Annotated in this window: 18 protein-coding genes; 5 read left to right on the plus strand and 13 right to left on the minus strand. The window is 66.8% G+C overall.

Annotated features, from left to right (window positions below):
- Positions 1–8: 8 nt before the first annotated feature.
- Complete coding sequence (gene sucC, locus LH407_RS05165) at positions 9–1172, minus strand: ADP-forming succinate--CoA ligase subunit beta (protein ID WP_322132358.1); 1164 nt, start codon at positions 1170–1172, stop codon at positions 9–11.
- A gap of 140 nt (positions 1173–1312) precedes the next feature.
- Here sucC and LH407_RS05170 point away from each other — a divergent pair, with 140 nt between their 5' ends.
- Positions 1313–2068: an oxygenase MpaB family protein gene (locus LH407_RS05170; protein ID WP_322132357.1), complete on the plus strand. Its 756-nt coding sequence runs from the start codon at positions 1313–1315 to the stop codon at positions 2066–2068.
- On the opposite strand, the gene LH407_RS05175 is transcribed toward LH407_RS05170, so the two are convergent.
- Positions 2065–4362 carry an ATP-dependent helicase gene (locus LH407_RS05175; RefSeq protein ID WP_322132356.1) on the minus strand — a complete coding sequence of 766 codons (2298 nt, stop codon included), beginning with the start codon at positions 4360–4362 and terminating at the stop codon, positions 2065–2067. The genes LH407_RS05170 and LH407_RS05175 overlap by 4 nt on opposite strands.
- Positions 4363–4636: 274 nt before the next feature.
- Here LH407_RS05175 and LH407_RS05180 point away from each other — a divergent pair, with 274 nt between their 5' ends.
- A complete protein-coding gene (locus LH407_RS05180; protein WP_322132355.1) occupies positions 4637–5491 on the plus strand; it encodes an endonuclease domain-containing protein in 855 nt (284 codons plus the stop codon).
- A 130-nt stretch (positions 5492–5621) separates the two neighbouring features.
- Here LH407_RS05180 and LH407_RS05185 read toward each other — a convergent pair whose 3' ends face one another.
- The 9 genes from LH407_RS05185 to LH407_RS05225 all read right to left on the minus strand — a co-directional run bounded on the left by LH407_RS05185 (position 5622) and on the right by LH407_RS05225 (position 15180).
- Positions 5622–6101: a hypothetical protein gene (locus LH407_RS05185; protein ID WP_322132354.1), complete on the minus strand. Its 480-nt coding sequence runs from the start codon at positions 6099–6101 to the stop codon at positions 5622–5624.
- Positions 6098–6826 (minus strand): hypothetical protein, encoded by a 729-nt coding sequence (locus LH407_RS05190; RefSeq protein ID WP_322132353.1) that lies wholly within the window; start codon positions 6824–6826, stop codon positions 6098–6100. The genes LH407_RS05185 and LH407_RS05190 overlap by 4 nt, the downstream gene beginning before the upstream one ends.
- Before the next feature lie 39 nt (positions 6827–6865).
- Entirely contained in the window at positions 6866–7330 is a 465-nt protein-coding gene (locus LH407_RS05195) for a hypothetical protein (RefSeq protein WP_322132352.1), read from the minus strand.
- Positions 7330–8868, minus strand: coding sequence for a S1C family serine protease (locus LH407_RS05200; protein WP_322132351.1), 1539 nt, complete (start codon positions 8866–8868; stop codon positions 7330–7332). Before LH407_RS05200 ends, LH407_RS05195 begins: the two co-directional genes overlap by 1 nt.
- Before the next feature lie 314 nt (positions 8869–9182).
- The gene (locus LH407_RS05205) at positions 9183–9314 is read right to left on the minus strand and encodes a hypothetical protein (RefSeq protein ID WP_322132350.1); all 132 of its coding nucleotides are present in this window, start codon (positions 9312–9314) and stop codon (positions 9183–9185) included.
- Positions 9315–9389: 75 nt separating this feature from the next.
- A complete protein-coding gene (locus LH407_RS05210; protein ID WP_322132349.1) occupies positions 9390–10064 on the minus strand; it encodes a response regulator in 675 nt (224 codons plus the stop codon).
- Complete coding sequence (locus LH407_RS05215; protein ID WP_322132348.1) at positions 10061–12103, minus strand: sensor histidine kinase; 2043 nt, start codon at positions 12101–12103, stop codon at positions 10061–10063. The genes LH407_RS05210 and LH407_RS05215 overlap by 4 nt, the downstream gene beginning before the upstream one ends.
- Entirely contained in the window at positions 12100–14130 is a 2031-nt protein-coding gene (locus LH407_RS05220; protein ID WP_322132347.1) for a sensor histidine kinase, read from the minus strand. Before LH407_RS05220 ends, LH407_RS05215 begins: the two co-directional genes overlap by 4 nt.
- 90 nt (positions 14131–14220) lie before the next feature.
- Entirely contained in the window at positions 14221–15180 is a 960-nt protein-coding gene (locus LH407_RS05225; protein ID WP_322132346.1) for a glycerophosphodiester phosphodiesterase family protein, read from the minus strand.
- A 17-nt stretch (positions 15181–15197) separates the two neighbouring features.
- On the opposite strand from LH407_RS05225, the gene LH407_RS05230 reads away from it, so the two are divergent.
- The 3 genes from LH407_RS05230 to LH407_RS05240 are packed head-to-tail and all read left to right on the plus strand — an operon-like array spanning position 15198 to position 16895.
- On the plus strand, positions 15198–15533 hold the full coding sequence (locus LH407_RS05230; protein ID WP_322132345.1) for a DUF4190 domain-containing protein: 336 nt from the start codon (positions 15198–15200) through the stop codon (positions 15531–15533).
- Positions 15523–16056 (plus strand): hypothetical protein, encoded by a 534-nt coding sequence (locus tag LH407_RS05235; protein WP_322132344.1) that lies wholly within the window; start codon positions 15523–15525, stop codon positions 16054–16056. The genes LH407_RS05230 and LH407_RS05235 overlap by 11 nt, the downstream gene beginning before the upstream one ends.
- A gap of 32 nt (positions 16057–16088) precedes the next feature.
- A complete protein-coding gene (locus LH407_RS05240; RefSeq protein WP_322132343.1) occupies positions 16089–16895 on the plus strand; it encodes a Bax inhibitor-1/YccA family protein in 807 nt (268 codons plus the stop codon).
- Between the two features lie 183 nt (positions 16896–17078).
- Here LH407_RS05240 and guaA read toward each other — a convergent pair whose 3' ends face one another.
- Together guaA and LH407_RS05250 are read right to left on the minus strand one after the other, a co-directional pair.
- Entirely contained in the window at positions 17079–18653 is a 1575-nt protein-coding gene (gene guaA, locus LH407_RS05245) for a glutamine-hydrolyzing GMP synthase (protein ID WP_322132342.1), read from the minus strand.
- Positions 18650–19075, minus strand: coding sequence for a DUF3817 domain-containing protein (locus tag LH407_RS05250; RefSeq protein ID WP_322132341.1), 426 nt, complete (start codon positions 19073–19075; stop codon positions 18650–18652). The genes guaA and LH407_RS05250 overlap by 4 nt, the downstream gene beginning before the upstream one ends.
- Positions 19076–19077 lie beyond the last annotated feature (2 nt).

Consider the following 19077-nt stretch of genomic DNA (forward strand, 5'->3'; position numbering starts at 1 on the left):
GTTGCCCTTTACGCGTTAGCCAGTTCGGCTGCCTTGTCGGCGCCGGAGTCCATGGTGTCCGCCAGGGTGACCAGCGGGTTGTTTGCGGCCTCGAGGATGGCGCGGCCCTCCTCGACCTTGTTGCCGTCGAGCCGCACGACGAGCGGCTTGGTGGCCGTGTCGCCCAAAATCTCGAGAGCCTTGACGATGCCGTTGGCGACCGCGTCGCACGCGGTGATACCGCCGAACACGTTCACGAAAACACTCTTGACCTGCGGGTCACCGAGGATCACGTCGAGACCGTTGGCCATCACCTCGGCGGATGCGCCGCCACCGATGTCGAGGAAGTTGGCTGGCTTCACGCCACCGTGCTTCTCCCCCGCGTAGCTCACCACGTCGAGGGTGGACATCACGAGACCGGCACCGTTGCCGATGATGCCGACCTCACCGTCGAGCTTCACGTAGTTGAGGTCGTTGGCCTTCGCCTTCGCCTCGAGCGGGTCGGCCGCATCCTTGTCCTCGAGGGCCTCGTGCTCGGGGTGACGGAAGCCGGCGTTCTCGTCGAGCGAGACCTTGCCGTCGAGGGCGACGATGTCGCCGGAACCGGTGAGCACAAGCGGGTTGACCTCGACGAGCGTCGCATCCTCACCCGTGTAGACCTCGTAGAGCTTCACAAAAACTTCGGCGACCTTGTCGACCAGCTCGGCCGGGAACTTCGCGGCAACCGCGATCTCCTTCGCCTTCGCGAGGTCGATGCCAGAACTCGGGTCCACCTCGATGCGCGCGAGCGCATCCGGGCGCTCCTCCGCGAGCTGCTCGATCTCCATGCCACCCTCGAAGCTGCTCAGCGAGAGGTAGCTGCGGTTGGCCCGGTCGAGCAGCACCGAGAAGTAGTACTCCTGCGCGATGTCGGCGCCCTCGGCGACCATCACGCGCTTCACGACGTGACCCTTGATGTCGAGACCGAGGATCGCCTTGGCGGCCTCCTCCGCGTCATCCGGAGACTTGGCGACCTTTACGCCACCCGCCTTGCCGCGACCGCCAACCTTGACCTGAGCTTTGACGACGGTCACACCGCCGAGTTCCTCAGCGGCGGCCCGAACAGCCTCCGGGGTGTCGGCGACAATGCCCTTGAGTACGGGAACCCCGTACTTCTCGAAGAGATCCCGGGCCTGGTACTCAAAAAGATCCACGCTGCTTTTGTCCAATCGCGCGTCGGTGAGGGAAAAGACCCGGTCTCGGGCTTGGAGAGAACTCGACGTCGAGGCATCCGGGCCACAGAGAACTCTACCCGTTTCGCGTGCCCCACGCGCCCGCTGCCTAGGCTGGGGCCGTGGCACTGCGGATCACGGACGTCTCCGACGACGCGATCCTGCTCGCGGGCGGCGCCGCAGCGATCCTGCTTCACGTCGCCGACCCCGCCATCGCCCGCGGAGTGGCCCATCACAGCACCTTCGCCGAGCGTCCCCTCGACCGCCTGAACGGCACTCTCACCTACCTCGCGGTGCTCGTCTACGGAACCCCCGACGAGGCTCGCGCTGTCGCCCGCACCGTTGGCGGAGCGCACCGTTCGGTGCCGGGGGCAACGGATGCCCGCCTCCAACTCTGGGTGGCTGCAACCCTGTACGACACGGCCATGAGGGTACGAGCCCTCGTCTGGGGAGAGGACACCCCCGCCAACGCCGAAACCCTGCTCGCCGACTTCGCCGTGGTGGGGACCGCGTTAGGTGTTCCCGCCTCCGAGTGGCCAGCGAGCCGCGCGGCCTTCACGGAGTACTGGAGCACCTACGGCCTCGAGGTGGGCGACGACGCACGCTCGGTGTGCCAGGCGCTGGTGCATCCGGTGGCCGCGCCGTGGTGGATGCGGGCGGTGATGCCCACCGTTCGCGTGGTGACGGCGGGGCTGCTGCCGCCGGAGTTGCGCGACGCGTACGGCCTGCCGCACGACCAGGCACGCTTCGATCGTCTCGTGCGGAGGGCGCGGCGCTGGTACCCGCGCCTGCCGCGTCGCCTGCGTTCGTGGCCGACCCGCTTCTACCTGCGGCGGTTTAGAGCTTCTCGATCGGCACGGCCGTCCCGCGAGGGCTAGAGCTTCTCGATCGGAGCAATCTTGACGAGCAGGCGTTTGCGACCGGCAGTCTCGAACTGCACCTCCGCGACGGTCTTCGGGCCGACACCCGTCACAGCCGAGACGCGGCCCTCGCCGAAGTCGGTGTGTCGGATGCGGTCGCCCACCGCGAGGGTCAGGTCGCCGTTGTCGCGCACCTTCGCCGTGATCGGGGTCGTCCACTCCGTCTTCTGCCGCGGTGCTGGCGGCAGTTGCCCGTACGACTCGCGCATGGGCGCCGCCCGCACGCCCCGGAACCCCGAGCGGAAGCCAGAACCTCCGGAATCGCGCCACTCGATGAGCTCTCCCGGAATCTCGGCAAGATAGCGGCTCGGCATCGACACGGCGACGTCGCCGAATGAGGCACGGGACGTCGCGAGCGACACAAACAGTCGCTTGCGGGCACGGGTGATGCCGACGTAGAAGAGCCGACGCTCCTCGGCGATGCCGCCCGTCTCGTTCACCGACATGCGGTGCGGCAGCAGGTCCTCCTCGAGTCCCGTGAGGAACACGGAGTCGTACTCGAGTCCCTTCGCGGTGTGCAGCGTCATGATCGACACCGAACCGTCGTGGTCGTCGATCTCGTCGGCCGCCGAGAAGAGCGCGACATTCGTGAGAAAGTCGACGAGGGTCCCCTCGGGATTTTGCACCCGGAACTCCTTGGCCTGAGACACAAGCTCCTCGAGGTTCTCGGCGCGCGCCTCATCCTGCGGGTCACCCGAGTTCTTGAGTGCGGCGTGCAGCCCGGACCGCGTGAGCAGCGCCGTGAGGATGTCGTGGGGTGCTGCCGTCGCGACGGTCGCAGCGACCTCGTCGAGGAGCTCCCCCAGGTCGGTGATCGCCGCGGTGACCTTCGGTCCGAGGCCGAGGGATGCGGCATCCCGAAGCACCTCGCGCAGCGGAACACCCTGGCGCTCGGCCATGGCCTGCATGGCCGCCTCGGTGGCGGGGCCGATGCCGCGCTTGGGAACGTTCATGATGCGGCGCAGCGCCAGATCGTCGTCAGGGTTGGCAACCTGGATGAGATATCCGAACGCGTCCTTCACCTCGGCACGCTCGTAGAACTTGGTGCCCCCCGGGATTCGGTACGGGATCGCCGAGCGGATGAAGATCTCTTCCAGCGGTCGGGTCTGCGAGTTGGTGCGCACGAAGACGGCAATGTCGTTGTAGCTGGAACCGGCATCCCGCAGCTTTTCGATCTCGTCGGCCACGAACTGCGCCTCATCATGACCCGAGTAGCCCGTGTAGCCGATGATCTTGTCGCCGGACCCCACCACGGTGAACAGGTTCTTCGCTTTGCGGTCGAAGTTGTTGGCGATGACCGAGTTGGCGGCGTCGAGGATGTTCTGCGTCGAGCGGTAGTTCTGCTCGAGGAGGATGACCTTCGAGTTGGGGAAGTCGCGCTCGAACTCGACGATGTTGCGGATGTCCGCTCCGCGGAACGCGTAGATCGATTGGTCGCTGTCGCCGACCACGGTCAGCGATGCGCCGTCGAACGCTGACTGACCGGGCACGGCGACCGGTGCCCGCGTGAGCTCGCGCACGAGCGCGTACTGCGCGTGGTTGGTGTCCTGGTACTCGTCGACGAGCACGTGACGGAACCGACGCTGGTACAACGCGGCAACCTCGGGGAAGGCGCGGAAGAGGTAGACCGTCTCGGCGATGATGTCGTCGAAGTCGAGCGCGTTGGCCCGGCGGAGCGCCGCCGTGTACTGGCGGAAAATCTCCAGCAGCACGGCCTCCTTGGGGTCTGACATGTTCGCGTTGCGCGCGAATCCGTCGACATCCGTGAGTTCGTTCTTGAGTCGCGAGATGCGGCCGAGGGCGCCACCGACGGTGAAGCCGATGGTGTCGGCATCCAGCTCCTTGATGATGCGCTTCATGAGCGCGCGGGAGTCCGCCGTGTCGTAGATGGTGAAGCTCTGCTTCATGCCCATGGCCTCGGCCTGGCGACGCAGAATGCGAACGCACGCGGAGTGGAACGTGGAGATCCACATGCCGTCGGATTCGTCGCCGACGAGGGCACGAACACGTTCGCGCATCTCCGCCGCAGCCTTGTTGGTGAAGGTGATCGCGAGGATCTGACTCGGCCAGGCCTCACGCCACTTCAGCAGTCCCGCGATGCGCCGCGTGAGCACACTCGTTTTGCCGGAACCCGCGCCCGCGACGATGAGTAGCGACTGCCCGCGGTAGAGCACGGCCTCACGTTGCTGGGGGTTGAGGCCGGCGAGCAGGGGGTCGTCGTCCGGCGGGGGCAGAAGGGGCACGGATGACATGGCCACACAATTCTACGGACCTCCGCCGACGCCACCCGTGCCCCTGCGCTACACCCGCCCCCCTCGCACATCCCAAATGCAGGAGTATTCGCATCCCGCGCCCAAAGCATGCGGCAGGCGTCTGATTTCGGTGCTGGGCTCCTGCATTTGGGATGTGGCGACCAGTGCGTTTGGGATGTGGTGACCACTCCTCCACAGCGAAGTGTGCACGGATGTTTTTCACACCATCGGTTTCGGGCGGTTCACCCGCCTCGCGCATCTCCAGCCTTGATCGGTGCAATCAGTACGGCAGGCAATCGCGTCCCGGGGAGGACTGGCGGCGACGTTCGAACTCACACACGACGGCTTCGGTCGGGGCGCCGTGCGAGCCGCCCTTGAGGGAGGGCACATCTTTCGCGTTCGACAGGGCTGGTACGCCATCCCCGGACTAACGCCGGACGAGGTGCGAGCCGCTCGGGTCGGGGGACGACTCACCTGCCATTCGGGGCTGCGGACGATGGGATGTTGGGATGTCGGGGATCCCGACCTGCACGTCGTCGTTGACCCACGCTCCGCGCGACTTCGACGCCCCGATGACAAGTGGGCCCGGCTGTCTGGCCACAGCGACGACGTGCGCGTGCACTGGCGAGTCGCCGACTCGCCAGGTCGCCTCACCCTTCCGGCGTTGGAGTGCTTCCGGGATGCAGCGACGTGCTTGACGCGAGAACAACTTCCTGTTGTCGCCGATTCCTTCCTGCACCTCCACCCCAGCGCGCGGACGGGATGGCAGCACGCAGCGGCGTTGCTCGGGCCCCGAGCATCCGTGCTCCGATTGGCCGACGGTGTCTGTGAATCCGGCACCGAAACGATCTTCTTCGACCGGTTCCGCGACCTCGCTCCCCGCCGACAGGTGGTCATCCCGGGCGTGGGGCGGGTGGACTTCCTGCTCGGAGAACGTTTGATCACGGAGGTCGATGGCTCGGCGCATCACTCCGGCCCCGAGCAGTTCGAGGCAGACCGGCGTCGCGACGCTCTCTTGAGCGCGAGAGGTTTTCGCGTGTTGCGGTTCTCTTACCGACAGGTCACGAGCCGCTGGTTCGAGGTGGAGGCGTCGGTGCGGGCCGCGATTGCCCGCGGCGATCGCTACTAGCCGCTGCTGCATCCTGTGTCGCGCAGGTCGGATCCCAAATACAGGAGATCTGGCATCCGCCGACCGAAGTAAGCCGAATTGTGGCTGCGAAAGCGCAGAACTCCTGTATTTGGGATCGCGGCGAAGGGCGTTACTCGAGGAGGGCGATGCCGATCACGATGGAGCCGTACTCGTCGTCGGTCTGGATCCCAAACTCCACGGTTCCGTCCGTGCCGTTCACGACGGGGTAGCCGCCGATGCCATCCGATACGACGGGGTCGAAGGAGGAGAGGTTGCGCTCGTAGTACGCCGCGACCTCCTCGGCGGGGGCATCCGTCACGTACTGGATGATGGCCGTCGTCTCCGTGGTCATCGCCGCCGAGCAGCGGATACCGCCGGGCGGATCGCTCGGCCAGCCTGTCGGAAGGATGCTGATCGACGCCGGGTCGTTACCGAAGGGCTGATCCGGCCACAGCTCGTCGCAGGGACTCGTGGTGCCGATACCGCCATCGGGTTCGACGGGCAGCGGATCGATGTCACGATCCGCAGGGGTCACGGGCGCAGCACACGCTGTGATGGCGCCGAGAAGGAGGAGCGCGGATGCTGCGGCCGCCGCCGCGCGCGCGATCACGCCGCGTCCTTGAGCGTGATCCGGCTACGACCGAACGCGATCCACAGCGATGCGAGCGCGAGCCACAGCCCACCGAAGGGACCGGGAAGGCCCGGGACCGCGAGAAGCACCATCATGCCGGCGACACCCGCCGCGTACAGGGCGCTGACCGTTCCGAGCACACGGGAGAGTAGGCGCTCCTTCCACGCAAGCCAGCCGAAGGCCGCAGCTGCGACGAGCACGCCGAGCCAGGGGATGTACGGGCCAAAGTCGGTCAGCACGTAGTACACGTAGAGTCCGCTGTCGTCGAACATGCCGAACTCGTTTCCGCCGTAACCGTAGTTCGCGAGCGCGCCCTTCCACCCGTAGGCAAGTGCAAGTCCTGCCGCGCTGACGTAGAGTCCTCCGCTCACCACCTTCGCGGCTATCGACTCTGGGTACCGGTGTTCGACCCAGCGTTTCCAGCTTGCCGCGAAGACGACCATGGCGGCGACCGCGGCGAATCCGACCAAGAACCCTACGTAGTTGGTCATGCGCTCGAGTGAGGCAACGTCGTCGGCGCTCACCGTGTAGTCCTCACCCGCGGCGATGGCGAGGATTTCGCTCATCGGCCTCGTGTCGAGCACCACGGTGGCGACGAAACCGAGCAGCCCGGATACGGCACCCCATAGGGGCCAGAGACGTGCTCGTGCTGGACGAGGGGCGACGGTCGGTTCGACCGTCGCATCGGTGGTTGCGGTATTCATCGTTTCTCCTTTGTTCGAGGCCTCACGAGGCCTGGTGGTTCAGTCGCTGTATTCGCCCTGGAGAGCCCAGGTGATCGAGTAGGCGTCCTGCGGTTCGTAGTCGACGAAGTAGGAGTGCTCCGGTGGGAAGACCCCCGTGAGCAGTTCGCCGGTGTCGCTCGGGGCACGTCCATGGATGCCCAGATCGCCGAACGATTCCTCGTAGTAGTCGTAGAGCTCGCCGTAGGGCACCTCGGTGTCGATGGCGTAGTACGCGACCTCCTCGGCGGCGCTCAGGGTGGACCAACAGAACACGGCGAAATCGGGCACGGCTGGCCACTGGTCGGGCCGGAGGGTCAGCAGGCTCTCATCGGGAGAGCCGGTGTAGCCGAGGGTGGCGTAGTCGACAGCCGGGTAGGCCTCTCGGCATCGGGGGTCGATGCCGGAGGCCTCCGGTGGTGCTGCTGCCGAGCATCCGGTCAGCAGCACCACCGTCGCGGCGCCCACGAAGAGCAGCCGCTGCATTAGAACTCCGCGTAGAAGCTGCCGAGCACGCGGTCGATCGCGTCGAGGTCGCTGTCGCTGATCGCCTGGACGGCGACGGCGACCACGTAGTTGCCGGCTGTTGCGTTCGCGGTCACGACGACGTAGCTGGCTCCGCCGCCGCATCCGGTCCAGTAGGTGTAGATGCCCTGGTGGAATCCGTCGTCGTACTCGTCGGAGTCGATCTGCGAGCATCCCGCATCGGCGAGGCCCGCCGTGGACTGGTCCATGAGTTGCTGGGTCGTGAAGTCGCCGACCGCATCGGCGGATGCCACGATGCTCACACCCGGGGTGCCCCAGGTCGTGCGGTACCCGTTGAGGTCACTACTGGCCTCGACACTCGACCATGCGTTGCCCGCACCGTCGGTGTACGGCGCTCCGTCGATCTGGCTCCAGGATGCCGGCACCTCAACGGCGATCGACGCCGTGTCGTCCTGGATCCATTGGTACACACCGTCGGTACCGCCGCCGCCGAGCACGGTGACCGCTTCGACGGTGTCACCCGAGTTGACCTGGCCGCGGTAGTAGAGACCCTCGTCGGGACGGTAGAGCTCGATGTCGAGCGCGGCGTCCTGGCCGTGGGTGCGCAGCACGTCGCAGTACTCCGCGAGGGTGCCGTTCACACCCATGCTCACGCCCTGCATGCGGGTGACCAGGTCGCCCGGCTTCACACCGGCTTTGTCCGCTGCCGACCCTGCGGCGACCGAGCTGACCCAGATTCCGAGGCCGTTGCCCTCGTCGTCGGTGACTCCCTGCGCGTTGATGCCGAGGCTCAGCACGTCCTCGCCTTCGATGAGCTGGTCGAGCACGGCGAGAACTTCGTCGCGGTGGATGGCGTAGTTGTAGTCGAACTGGCTCTCGCCGGCGTAGTTGACGCCCACAACTCGACCGTCTGCGTCGACGAGGGGCCCGCCGGAGTTGCCGGGGCGGATGCGCGCATCGTGCTCGATGACGGTGTCGACGGATGCCCAGCTCGTCTCACCCTCGGACACCGACTTGGAGACGATTCCCTTGGTCAGGGTGAAGTTGGGGTCACCGAGGGGGAAGCCTGCGGAGTAGACCTCGGTGGCGGCGGGGATCTCACCCTCGTGCCAGTCGAGGTAGGGGTAGGTTCCGGCTGGCAACTGCACGACGGCGATGTCGAGGCACTCCGACGAGCCGAGCACCTGGGCGTTGAGGGTCTTCGACTGGTCGCCGCCGCGCCACACCTCGAGGGTGCCTGCTCCCACGACAACGTGGTTGTTGGTGATGGCGAGGCCGTCCGGGGAGATGAGGAAGCCCGAGCCGCGGCCGGCTCCCTCGTAACCGCCGTAGGACGGGTCGACGAAGGTGCCGACTGCTTCGAGTTGGATGGTCGCCGACTGCACATCGTCGAAGCCGACACCGGATTCGGTGGCGACGGGGGTGGGCGCGCCGCCGAAGCAGGCGCTGAGGGCGAAGGTGGATGCGAGTGCCGAAGCCACGAGCGCTCCGCGTGCGACGCGGGCCTCCCGGTTGCGGACGGAGGACGGTACCGACATGGTGATTTCTCTTTCGGATCGGGTGTACCAGCGAGCGAGGCCCAAAATGGCTGCGCCCGGTCGTCCGCCGGTGCGGTCGACATGTCGACGATGGCCGTCCCGGCGTCCTGCCCGTCAGGGTCAGCGGTCCTCACTTGTCGGGCGCGCACCCGGGCGCCGTGTCCCGCGTTAACGGGCAAGCGCCCGGGGGACCGCAGTCCTCCCGGGCGCTCCGTCGACCCGCACACCCGATTAGCGCGTCGGCGGTCGGGGGGCGGCGAGCACAACTGCGCCCGCCGCGAGCACGATGGACACGAGGAGGATGCTCAACCAGATCACTCGGGGGCCTCGCATCCTTCGCATACCGGCGCGGCACCCGGAAAGGTTCCGGGCACACGCCCGTCGACCTCGGGGGTGGGGCATCCCGAGAGCGACAGGACCACGAGCAGCGTCGCCGCTGTGGTCATGGTTCGTCCGTGCACCCATCCAGGGTCGTGCGCCCGGCGTCCCGGAGTGCAGGTGTCGGTGTCCCGAGTTGTGTCCTAACTCGCGGCGCCCTCGTCCGGTTGACCGAATCCGGCTTCGCGCGCGAGGACGATGAGTCCGCTGCGGTCGGACGCGCCGAGCTTGCCGATGATGCCGTACACGTAGTTGCGCACGGTTTTGCTCGTGAGCACGAGCGCCCTGGCGATTCGCGGGTTGTCGTATCCGCGGGCGATGAGTTCGAGCACTTCGTTTTCGCGATCGGTCAGTTCGGGGAAGGGTGAGCCTCCTGAGCTCTTGGCGCCGCTCAGGTAGGCGACGGCACGCTTGACGACGTCGGGCCCGAGGAGCATGGAGCCGTCGGCGACGGCGTGGACCGCGCGCTCGACTTCTTGGGGTGTCGCGGTCTTCAGCAGGTATCCGCGCGCGCCCGAGCGCACGGCTGCGAAGACGGACTCATCGTCGCCGAGCATCGTGAGCACGAGCACCCCGGTCTCCGGATGCTCGCGCACGATGGCTCGCGTGGCGTCGATGCCCGATCCCGTACCGAGGTCCAGGTCCATGAGTACAACGTCAGGCCTGGTCTCGCCGACGACGGCGATCGCTTCCTCGACGCTCGCGGCGGCGCCGACAACGGCGACCCCGTCGAGGGTTTCGAGCATCGACGTGATGCCGACCCTGAACAGGGGGTGGTCGTCGACCACCACGATCGAGATGGTGCGCTGCTGCGTCATGCCCCTGCCCTTCCGAAGCCAACGATGATGGTGGTGCCGACTCCCGGTTCGGAGTCGACGGTGAGCCGTGCATCCACGGCGTTCGCGCGTTCGCGCATTGATGTCAGTCCGAGCCCCGGTGATTCCGTGTGCTCGAAGCCGCGACCGTCGTCGGCGATGGCCAAACAGATGGTGCGATCGAGTTGCGTGGCGATGTCGATGGAGATGGTGCGTGCGTCGCCGTGACGCACAGCGTTGTGCACGGATTCCGCCGCGATGAAGTACGCGGCCTCACGCTGGAGAGCGGTGAGGTGTGACGCTGCCGGTGCATCGACGGTGATCGTGACGCCCGCGCCAGAGAAGTCCTCGGCGAGCGCGCGGAGTCTCGCGGCGAGATCCGGGTGATCGCCCACGGTGTCCATGGCCCGCACGATGCTCCGTACGGAGGTCAGACGCGATCGCAGGTCGTCGGTGAGTCGTTCGAGCAGGCTTCTGGCTTTGTCTGGCGAGGTTTCCACGAGGTTGGATACTCCGGCGAGGCCGAACCCGATACCGGCGAGCGCCGGCCCGATGCCGTCGTGCAGTTCGCGACGGATGACGCGGCGCTCCTCCTGGCGAACGGCGAGTACGTCGTCTCTGGCCCGTTCGAGCTCTTCATTGGCGCGTGCAAGTTGCACCGCGGCGGCCACCACCCCGGACAGCTCTTCCAGCGCCCGCACAACTCGACCGCTCACGCGGTCCCCGCGGCGGGGTGTCACGTCTATCCAGCCGAGGTGCGACGAGCCTGCACGGAGCTCGATCTGCGTGACCGTGCCGACGGGGCGTCCCACCACGGTGAGCGCCTCGTCCTCACCGACACTTCGGATGCTCACGGAGCCGAGCCGGTAGGCGTTGCGGAGGGCGTCGGCGAGTTCACGGAGTCCTTCGCTGCCCGATTCGAGGTCCCCAACCCTCTCGCCGAGGGTGCGGATGAGTTCCGTCGGTCCCGCCCCGCTGCTGTACACGAGGCGATCCACACGAACTTGCAGCCATGACCTGAGCGGTTGGATGCCGAGCGCCACGATGAGCGCTGCCGCAATTCCGACGGCGTACGGTTCCCCGTCGAGGATGCTGTTCAGCACCGAGACGAGCACGAGGTAGCCAGAGACGGCGATCACAACGAGGATCGCCCACAGCAGCACACGGTTCACCGCAACGTCGATCCCTCGAACGCGGGAACCGAGCACAATGACGAGGATGGCCGCCGGGTAGAACACTTGGCCGACGACGGGGGCGATCATCCCGAAGTCCCACACCCACCCGGGTACACCGTCGAGGTCGGGGAGGATGAGCGCCCCGTAGGAGAGCGTGAGGAAGATGTGCCCGGTCACGAGCCAGCCGAGGCCGCGTCGTTGCTCACGCCCGAGGGAGAGCCAGCGCCGGAGGATGATGACGGCGGTCACGGTGGACACGCTCACGGCGATGACCACCACGATGCCGTAGATACCGGGGAGTTGCTCCTGGTACGCGGCATCCGGGATCGCAAACGGGTTGAGCGGCCCGCCCACGGACTGCTGTGTGAATGCCGCGACGAAGCCGACGGTGGCGCACGCGACGGCGATCGCAATGAGCGCACGGTAAAGGGGCGTGATCGCGCCGATGAGGAGGAGCGGGATGATCGTCGTCATGATCGTTCCCGGGATGTAACCCCACCCCGCCGCGTGGGCCAGGAAGCCCCACAGCGGCAGGCCGGGGACCGCGAAACCGAGTAGTCCCCACTGCACCCCCAGGGCCGCGATTCCGGAGCCGATCGAATGTACGGCGAGAATGCCGGCAACGGGGTGCGGGCGGCGGGCGATGAGCAGAGCGCTCAGCGGACCGTAGATGAGGGCGACGACAACGCCGATGTCATCGAATCGGGACTGCACGATCGCGGGAGATGCCGAAAGGAAGACCCCTTCGACGGGCAGGTCTCGCAGTTCGAAGGCCCACGCGATGAGCACCGACGCGATGGCCGGCGCCCAGGATGCCACGAGCACAACGAGCGCGAGTGTCCTGCGCACGGTGGCCCGGCGCATCATGCCGGAACCTCCACGATGAGCAGCAGCCCATCCGAATCGCGCTGCGCGCGCACAACCCCGCCGAGGTCCTCGGCCCGACCGGCGATCGAGGCGACAACAACGTCCGTGTCAGAGCCGCGGGCATCGCCATCGTGGGTGAGGGTCACCACGGCGTCGCGTTGAGTGACCTCGACGTCGATCCCGATACGGGACACGCGGGGCGTGCGCCGCGCCAGGAGCACCGCCTCGGCCGCGACGTGGTACACCGCCGCCTGACGCGTGGAGTCGAGATCACACGTCTCGTTGGCGTGCACGTCGACTCGGATATCGGCCGAGCTGAAGCGCTCCCCCAACTCCGTGAGCGCCGCCTCGAGGTCACCGGCGTCGAGGGAGCCGGGGAGGAGGGTGCGAGCGAGGTCGCGAACGTCGTTGGTGCGGGCGGCGATGGAGAGCCGCACCGCGTCGATAGCAGCGCGCGCGGTGCTCGGTTCGTCCAGCGTGGAGGGAATCGCGTCGAGGTCGTCGACGGTGGCCTCGAGGGCGGGAGCCAATCCGTCGTGCAGTTCGCGGCGCACCATCCGTCGCTCCTCATCGCGGACGTCGACGATGCGGTCGCGAGCCTGTCGCGCCTCCTCGTTCACGTCGGCGAGTTGGAGGGCAACCGAGAGCACACCGGCGATGTCTTCGAGCACACGGATGGTGCGGCGGTCGACACGTTGACGCCCCCGCGCGGTCGCCGACACGACCCCGATCGTGTCGTGGGCGTTGCGCAATTGGAGTTCGGTCGCAGCACCCGGGCCCGGGATGCCCGACTCTGCCGCAACCCCGCCCACTCGCGTCGACCGTACCGAGAGGTGACCGAGTCGCAGGGTGACGAGCAGGGCGTCCACGAGTCGCTGCAGCTCGGCTCCGCTCGAGCCTTCCCCGAGCCGATCGCCGAGCGCCCGCATGAGTTGTGCCGGTTCGGCCGCTTCGCCGTACACGAGTGAGTCGACCCGTCGTTGGATCCAGCGGCGGATGGGTTCGACGGCGAGCGCGAACGCGGCAACACCCACCACGCCGGCGATCGTCGGGGCGACCGGAAGCACCGCGTTGGCGAAGAGCGCGACGGAGATGTAGGCGAGCATGAGTGCCGCGACGAGCAGGGTCCACACAATCGCCCGATTGATCGCGGCATCCAGCCCCCACAATCGCTGACCGAGGGCCAGCACGAGGATCGCAGCCGGCATGAAGAGTTGCGCGAACGGCAGGGAGAGGGGCGCGTAGTCCGAGAGGAAAAACGCGATATCGGGAAACCAGGCAAGGAGGATGGGGCTGAAAAAGGCGATGAGCATCCACTGCCCGAGAATGAGCCACCCGAGACCGCGGCGCTCCGCTGCATCCCACGTCAACCACCGGTAGAGGAGGATGACGCCCGTGACGATCGCCACCGCAACGGCCGTTCCCAAGCTCGAGTAGAACAGCACAACGATCGTGTCCTGAGCGCCGGGGGCCGTGATCGCCCACGGGTTCGGCTCGGCGTCCGGTCGCTGGCGCACGAGAGCCAGAACAACGGGGAGCACGCTGGCGACCGACCCAACGATAGCGAGCACGATCGTGCTGCGGGTTGCACGCCGACTCGTCAGCAGGAGTGGAAGAAAACTGAAGGCCGCGAGTGTTCCCGGCAACCATGCCCTGTCGAGCACATGCTGCGCGAACCACAGCCCCGGCAGTCCGGGGTAGTCGGCCGCGAGGAACGCGTACTCGTTGCCGACCGCCGCAATCGCGGCACCGACCGCGAGAACCGAGAGCACAACGGCAACCACCCCGACCTGGCGCCAGACGAGGAGAGCCGCGATAGGTGCGTAGACGATCGCGCTCAGCAGATGACTGACGACAAAGAGGTTTTCACCCACCAACGGAAGGCCGAAGCCGAGGCTGAGAGCCAAGGCGACCACACACGCGGACCAACTGAAAGCGAGCACCGCGATCGCCGCGACCCTCCGCGCCTTCGGTGCGGTGAAGTCCGGCGACGCCGCGACGCCGACCGCGTCGATCACCGTCGCCATCGTTCCTCCTCGTCGCTCCAGCATGGCGTGGGACATGTCCCGAACTCCAGAGGCGGTTGTCCTAAGACGCGAGGTACCGGGACCGGAGATTCAGTCGAGGAGCGCCCTCACCAGGTCGGGCTGATCGGCGAACACACCGTCGAGACCCGTCGCGAGCACGAGTCCGAACTCCGACTGCCAATCCCCGAACTGGGCGGGGTCTCCCGTTCGCCAGGCTGGTGCGAGGAAGCGGTTCTCGGCGCGCAGCGTCCACGTGTAGACCTCGAGACCCGCAGCGTGTGCCCGGGCCACAAGATCGGTCGCACCCGTGCCGCGCCTGTCGAGGAGCATCCTCTTGTCTACGCTGATGCCGTCGACGCGGGACGCGAGCGAGCGCAAACCCTCATCGGTGAGGTAGTCGCTGTAGGGGGCCGCGCGACGCCCGAGAAGGGCAACCTGGTCGGCCGGAGCACCCGACGATTCGAGCAGGAATACGACACGACCCGGCACCCCGCGGGCGCGAACCTTCTCCAGAACGGTGAGCTCGAAACACTCGACGATGAGGTTCTCCGGTTTCGCCCAGTCCGCGATCTCCTCGGCGAAGAGTGCATCCAGCGGCAGCCCGATCGACTCGAAGTAGGCCGCGTGTTTGAGTTCGGCGACCATAATCGCCCCGTCCGGCATGAGCGGAATCAGGTCGCGAAGTCGCAGGATGCCCCCGCCGTACGCCGCGGAATCCTCCCGCGTTTCGGGGATCCGCTCACGAGCCTCCAGCGTTGCGAGCTCCGCCCACGTGAAGTCCTCCGTGAACCACCCGGTGTGTTTGACGCCGTCGACAGTTTTGGTGGTGCGTCTGGAGGCGAACTCGCGTCGCGAGGCGACATCCGTTGTGCCGGAGATCTCGTTCTCGTGTCGCAGCACGAGGACCCCGTCGCGGGTCGCCACGATGTCGGGTTCGACGGCATCCGCCCCCAACTCGAAGGCGAGCTCATAGGCTGCTGCAGTGTGCTCGGGTCGATACCCGCTCGCGCCCCGGTGACCGATCACGAGGGGCCGTCCTCGCCGCTTCACCCCACTAGCATTCCACTATGTCGACGTGCCCCGCGTGCAGTGCCCCGCTCCAGGGGGACTGGAAGTTCTGCCTGTCCTGCGGCGCCCCGCTCCCCCAGGCCGCGCCCGCGGCGATCCGTCCCGACACAGCGGATGCCGGTCGAACGATCAACCTTCTCGCGGTCATCGCATTCGCACTCGGTGTCATCGGTGGTCCCATCGCGGCTATCTTCGGCCACATCGCAGTACGCCAGATTCGAACCTCCGGCGAGCGCGGGTTGGTACTCGCCAGGGTCGCGATCGTGCTCGGCTACGTGTGGCTCGTCGTCTGGATCGCCGCCATCGCGTGGATCATCTCGTTCAGTGTCCGCTGACCGGGTGCGCGCGTGGGTTGAACCCACCAGAAGCCTCCCGCTCCACTGGGGGCGGTACACCGATCGCTACCTGATGGGCCTCGTGCTCATCATCGCCGGCGGCATCGGTCTCCAGGCATCGAACACCTGGGCCAACTATTTCCTACTGCAGGGCGCACTCGTCTACGCCATCGGATGGTCGATCCTCCCCTCCCGGGGATGGCGGCGGGCGGTCATCGTCGCGCCAGCAACCGGCCAGCTCTGGTTGTTGCTCACCGGTCCCTACTCGGTCATGACTCTCGTTGTGCCCTATCTTGCGTGGTTGCTCGTCCGCCATCGCCCCCTGCGCAGTTACGTCACGGTCATATTGCCGATCGCGAACGGCTTCATCGTGCCCATGCTCTTTGTTGGATACGGCGGGATGCTCGGGGCGCTCGGCGTCTCCCTTGCCGTTCTCGCCATCTCCGCCTGGCTCGCGCGCCTCCTCGCGTCAACCAAGCGACCGGCACCCCCTGCTATTCCCCAGGCAAACCCGGTACCTTAGAAACACTCACCAGCCAGTCCGAAAGAGGAGAAATGGCATTCAACAACCCCGCTTTCCGCAACGAGGCGTTCACATCGCAGGGCGCCGTCGCCGCCGCGCAGGACATCTCGGCGCAGCAGCTCGACGAGATCTACAACCGTCCCTCTGCTGAGCCTCAGGGCGAGGTCATGACGGTCGAGAACACAATCCAGAAGACCGTCTTCAGCTTCGCGGTGCTGCTTGTTGGCGCCGTCGTCGGATGGTTCACCGCCGAGGCAGTGCCGTTCCTGTGGATCGGTGCCGGCCTTGTCGGCTTTGTGCTCGCCCTCGTCAACATTTTCAAGAAGGAGCCGTCGCCGGCCCTCATCCTCGCGTACTCCGCGGTTCAGGGTGTTTTTGTCGGTGGCATCTCCGCCTTCTACAACGCGGCATTCGACGGTGTGGTGCTCCAGGCCGTCATCGCCACGTTCGTTGTGGTCGGTGTGACCTTGGCCCTCTTCGCGAGTGGCAAGATCCGGGCATCCAAGCGCGCCACCAAGATCTTCCTCATCGCGATGATCGGTTACGCACTGTTCTCGGTCGTCAACCTGTTCATCATGCTCTTCGGCGGAGCTGGCGGTAACCCGTGGGGGCTGCGCGGTGACTTCACGATCGCGGGCATCCCGCTCGGGCTGATCCTGGGTGTGCTCGTGGTGATCCTCGCCGCGTACTCGCTCGTGCTCGACTTCGACTTCATCCAGAAGGGTGCACGCAACAAGGCTCCGGCCAAGTACGGCTGGACCGGTGCGTTCGGCATCATGGTCACCGTCATCTGGCTGTACCTCGAGCTGCTGCGCATGTTCGCCATCGCGCGCAACTAGCCACCACAACGACGAAGGGCCGCCCCCCTGGGGGCGGCCCTTCGTCGTTGCACCGCCGAGCGCTAGCGGTTTTCAGCCCCAGTACTGAGCGCTTGCGGACTGGGCCTTTTCGGTGAGGCTCGGGTGTGGCGGGCGTCTACGGGCGGAGCCTCACCGAAAAGGCCCGGTCCGCAAACGCGGACCTCACTCCCATTCGATGGTCCCCGGGGGCTTCGACGTGACGTCGAGCACGACCCGGTTGACGCCGGGCACCTCATTGGTGATGCGGTTGGAGATGCGGGCGAGCACGTCGTACGGCAGGCGTGTCCAGTCGGCGGTCATCGCATCCTCGGATGACACGGGCCGAAGCACGATCGGGTGACCGTAGGTCCGCCCGTCCCCCTGCACTCCCACCGATCGCACGTCGGCGAGCAGCACGACGGGGCACTGCCAGATCTCCCCGTCGAGGCCCGCGGCGGTCAGCTCGGCGCGCGCGATGGCGTCGGCCGAGCGGAGCAGATCGAGACGATCACGGGTGACCTCGCCCACGATGCGGATGCCGAGGCCTGGCCCCGGAAAGGGCTGCCGCGACACGATCATCTCGGGAAGTCCGAGTTCACGGCCGATGGCACGGACCTCGTCTTTGAAGAGGGTGCGCAGCGGCTCGACGAGTTCGAACTGAAGGTCTTCGGGCAGGCCTCCCACATTGTGGTGGCTCTTGATGTTGGCCGTGCCCGTGCCGCCACCGGATTCGACGACGTCCGGGTAGAGGGTGCCTTGTACGAGGAACTTGATCTGCTCCCCTTCGCCCTGCGCCTCGAGGACGAGTGCTTCTGCGGCGTTCTCGAAACTGCGGATGAATTCGCGGCCAATGATCTTGCGCTTCTGCTCCGGGTCGGTCACGCCGGCGAGCGCGTCAAGGAACTGGTCCCGGGCATCCACGGTGACGAGGCGAACACCCGTGGAGGCGACGTAGTCCTCCTCGACCTGGCGCCGCTCGTCCTGACGGAGCAGTCCGTGGTCGACGAAGATGCAGACGAGCTGGTCGCCCACCGCCTTGTGCACGATCGCCGCTGCCACGGCGGAGTCGACTCCACCGGACAGCCCGCAGATCACGCGCCCCGTGCCGACCTGCTCGCGAATGCGGGCGACCTGCTCTTCGATGACGTTCGCACTGTTCCAGTCGGCCGGGATGCCCGCCGCCGTGTGGAGGAAGTTCTCGATGACGCGCTGGCCGTACTCCGAGTGCTTCACTTCGGGGTGCCACTGAACGCCATACATCCGTCGCTCGTCGGAGGCGAACGCCGCTACCGGGGTGGAATCCGACGACGCGAGGACCTCGAAGCCTTCCGGTGCTTTGGACACCGAATCGCCGTGGCTCATCCACGCGGTCTGCTGCCCGGGCTGGCCGCCGAGCAGGCTGCTGTCGCCGGGCGCGAGGGTCACCTCGGTCGCGCCGTATTCGCGAAGACCGGTGTTGGCGACTTCCCCGCCGAGCTGCTGCGCCATGACCTGGAATCCGTAGCAGATGCCGAGCACGGGCACACCGAGTTCGAGGATCCCCGGGTCGAGAGTCGGCGAGCCCGGCTCGTACACACTCGATGGTCCGCCGCTGAGCACAATGCCGGCCGGCTTCTTCTCGGCGACCTCTGCCGCGGTGATCGTGTGCGGCACGATCTCGCTGTAGACGCTCGCCTCGCGCACGCGGCGCGCGATCAGTTGCGCGTACTGCGCGCCGAAGTCGACGACGAGAACGGGCCGTGCATCGGTGTCGGTCATGCTGGCACTCCTGCCGGTTGGATGCGGGCGATGGCGGCCTCGACGTCGCGGGGCACGCGACGCTCGAGGAAGAACGAGAGCAGCGGGATGATTCCGCCGAGGGCGATGAAGAGGAAACGCCCGAACGAGAAGCGGATGTAGCGCCAGAGCAGGAAGTCGCACGCGAGGTAGAGCACGTAGAGCCAGCCGTGGACGATGAGGATGAACGTCGACAGGTTGATGGCGGTGATCTGTTCCTTCGGCGTGAGCGTGAGGAAGCCGTAGGGTCCACCCAGTTCGATGTCGACCCCGAACCCGTAGCGCAGCACCATCATGAGGCACAGCAGGAGCAGGAAGGTGCCGGTGATCACCGACGAGACCTTGTACACGGAGACCGTGCGTCGGATTCGGGGGACGTCGGCAGGCCGTGGACCTTGGGGCATAT

It is taken from the genome of Antiquaquibacter oligotrophicus, from assembly GCF_020535405.1.
Classification (GTDB): Bacteria; Actinomycetota; Actinomycetes; order Actinomycetales; family Microbacteriaceae; genus Rhodoglobus; species Rhodoglobus oligotrophicus.

Bases quoted from the DNA above. Each gene is read 5' to 3' on its own strand.
- LH407_RS05175 (WP_322132356.1), bottom strand. From the start codon at position 4,362: ATGTCATCCGTGCCCCTTCTGCCCCCGCCGGACGACGACCCCCTGCTC.
- LH407_RS05190 (WP_322132353.1), bottom strand. From the start codon at position 6,826: ATGAATACCGCAACCACCGATGCGACGGTCGAACCGACCGTCGCCCCT.
- LH407_RS05195 (WP_322132352.1), bottom strand. From the start codon at position 7,330: ATGCAGCGGCTGCTCTTCGTGGGCGCCGCGACGGTGGTGCTGCTGACC.
- LH407_RS05200 (WP_322132351.1), bottom strand. From the start codon at position 8,868: ATGTCGGTACCGTCCTCCGTCCGCAACCGGGAGGCCCGCGTCGCACGC.
- LH407_RS05205 (WP_322132350.1), bottom strand. From the start codon at position 9,314: ATGACCACAGCGGCGACGCTGCTCGTGGTCCTGTCGCTCTCGGGATGC.
- LH407_RS05210 (WP_322132349.1), bottom strand. From the start codon at position 10,064: ATGACGCAGCAGCGCACCATCTCGATCGTGGTGGTCGACGACCACCCC.
- LH407_RS05215 (WP_322132348.1), bottom strand. From the start codon at position 12,103: ATGATGCGCCGGGCCACCGTGCGCAGGACACTCGCGCTCGTTGTGCTC.
- LH407_RS05220 (WP_322132347.1), bottom strand. From the start codon at position 14,130: ATGGCGACGGTGATCGACGCGGTCGGCGTCGCGGCGTCGCCGGACTTC.
- LH407_RS05230 (WP_322132345.1), top strand. From the start codon at position 15,198: ATGTCGACGTGCCCCGCGTGCAGTGCCCCGCTCCAGGGGGACTGGAAG.
- LH407_RS05240 (WP_322132343.1), top strand. From the start codon at position 16,089: ATGGCATTCAACAACCCCGCTTTCCGCAACGAGGCGTTCACATCGCAG.
- guaA (WP_322132342.1), bottom strand. From the start codon at position 18,653: ATGACCGACACCGATGCACGGCCCGTTCTCGTCGTCGACTTCGGCGCG.
- LH407_RS05250 (WP_322132341.1), bottom strand. From the start codon at position 19,075: ATGCCCCAAGGTCCACGGCCTGCCGACGTCCCCCGAATCCGACGCACG.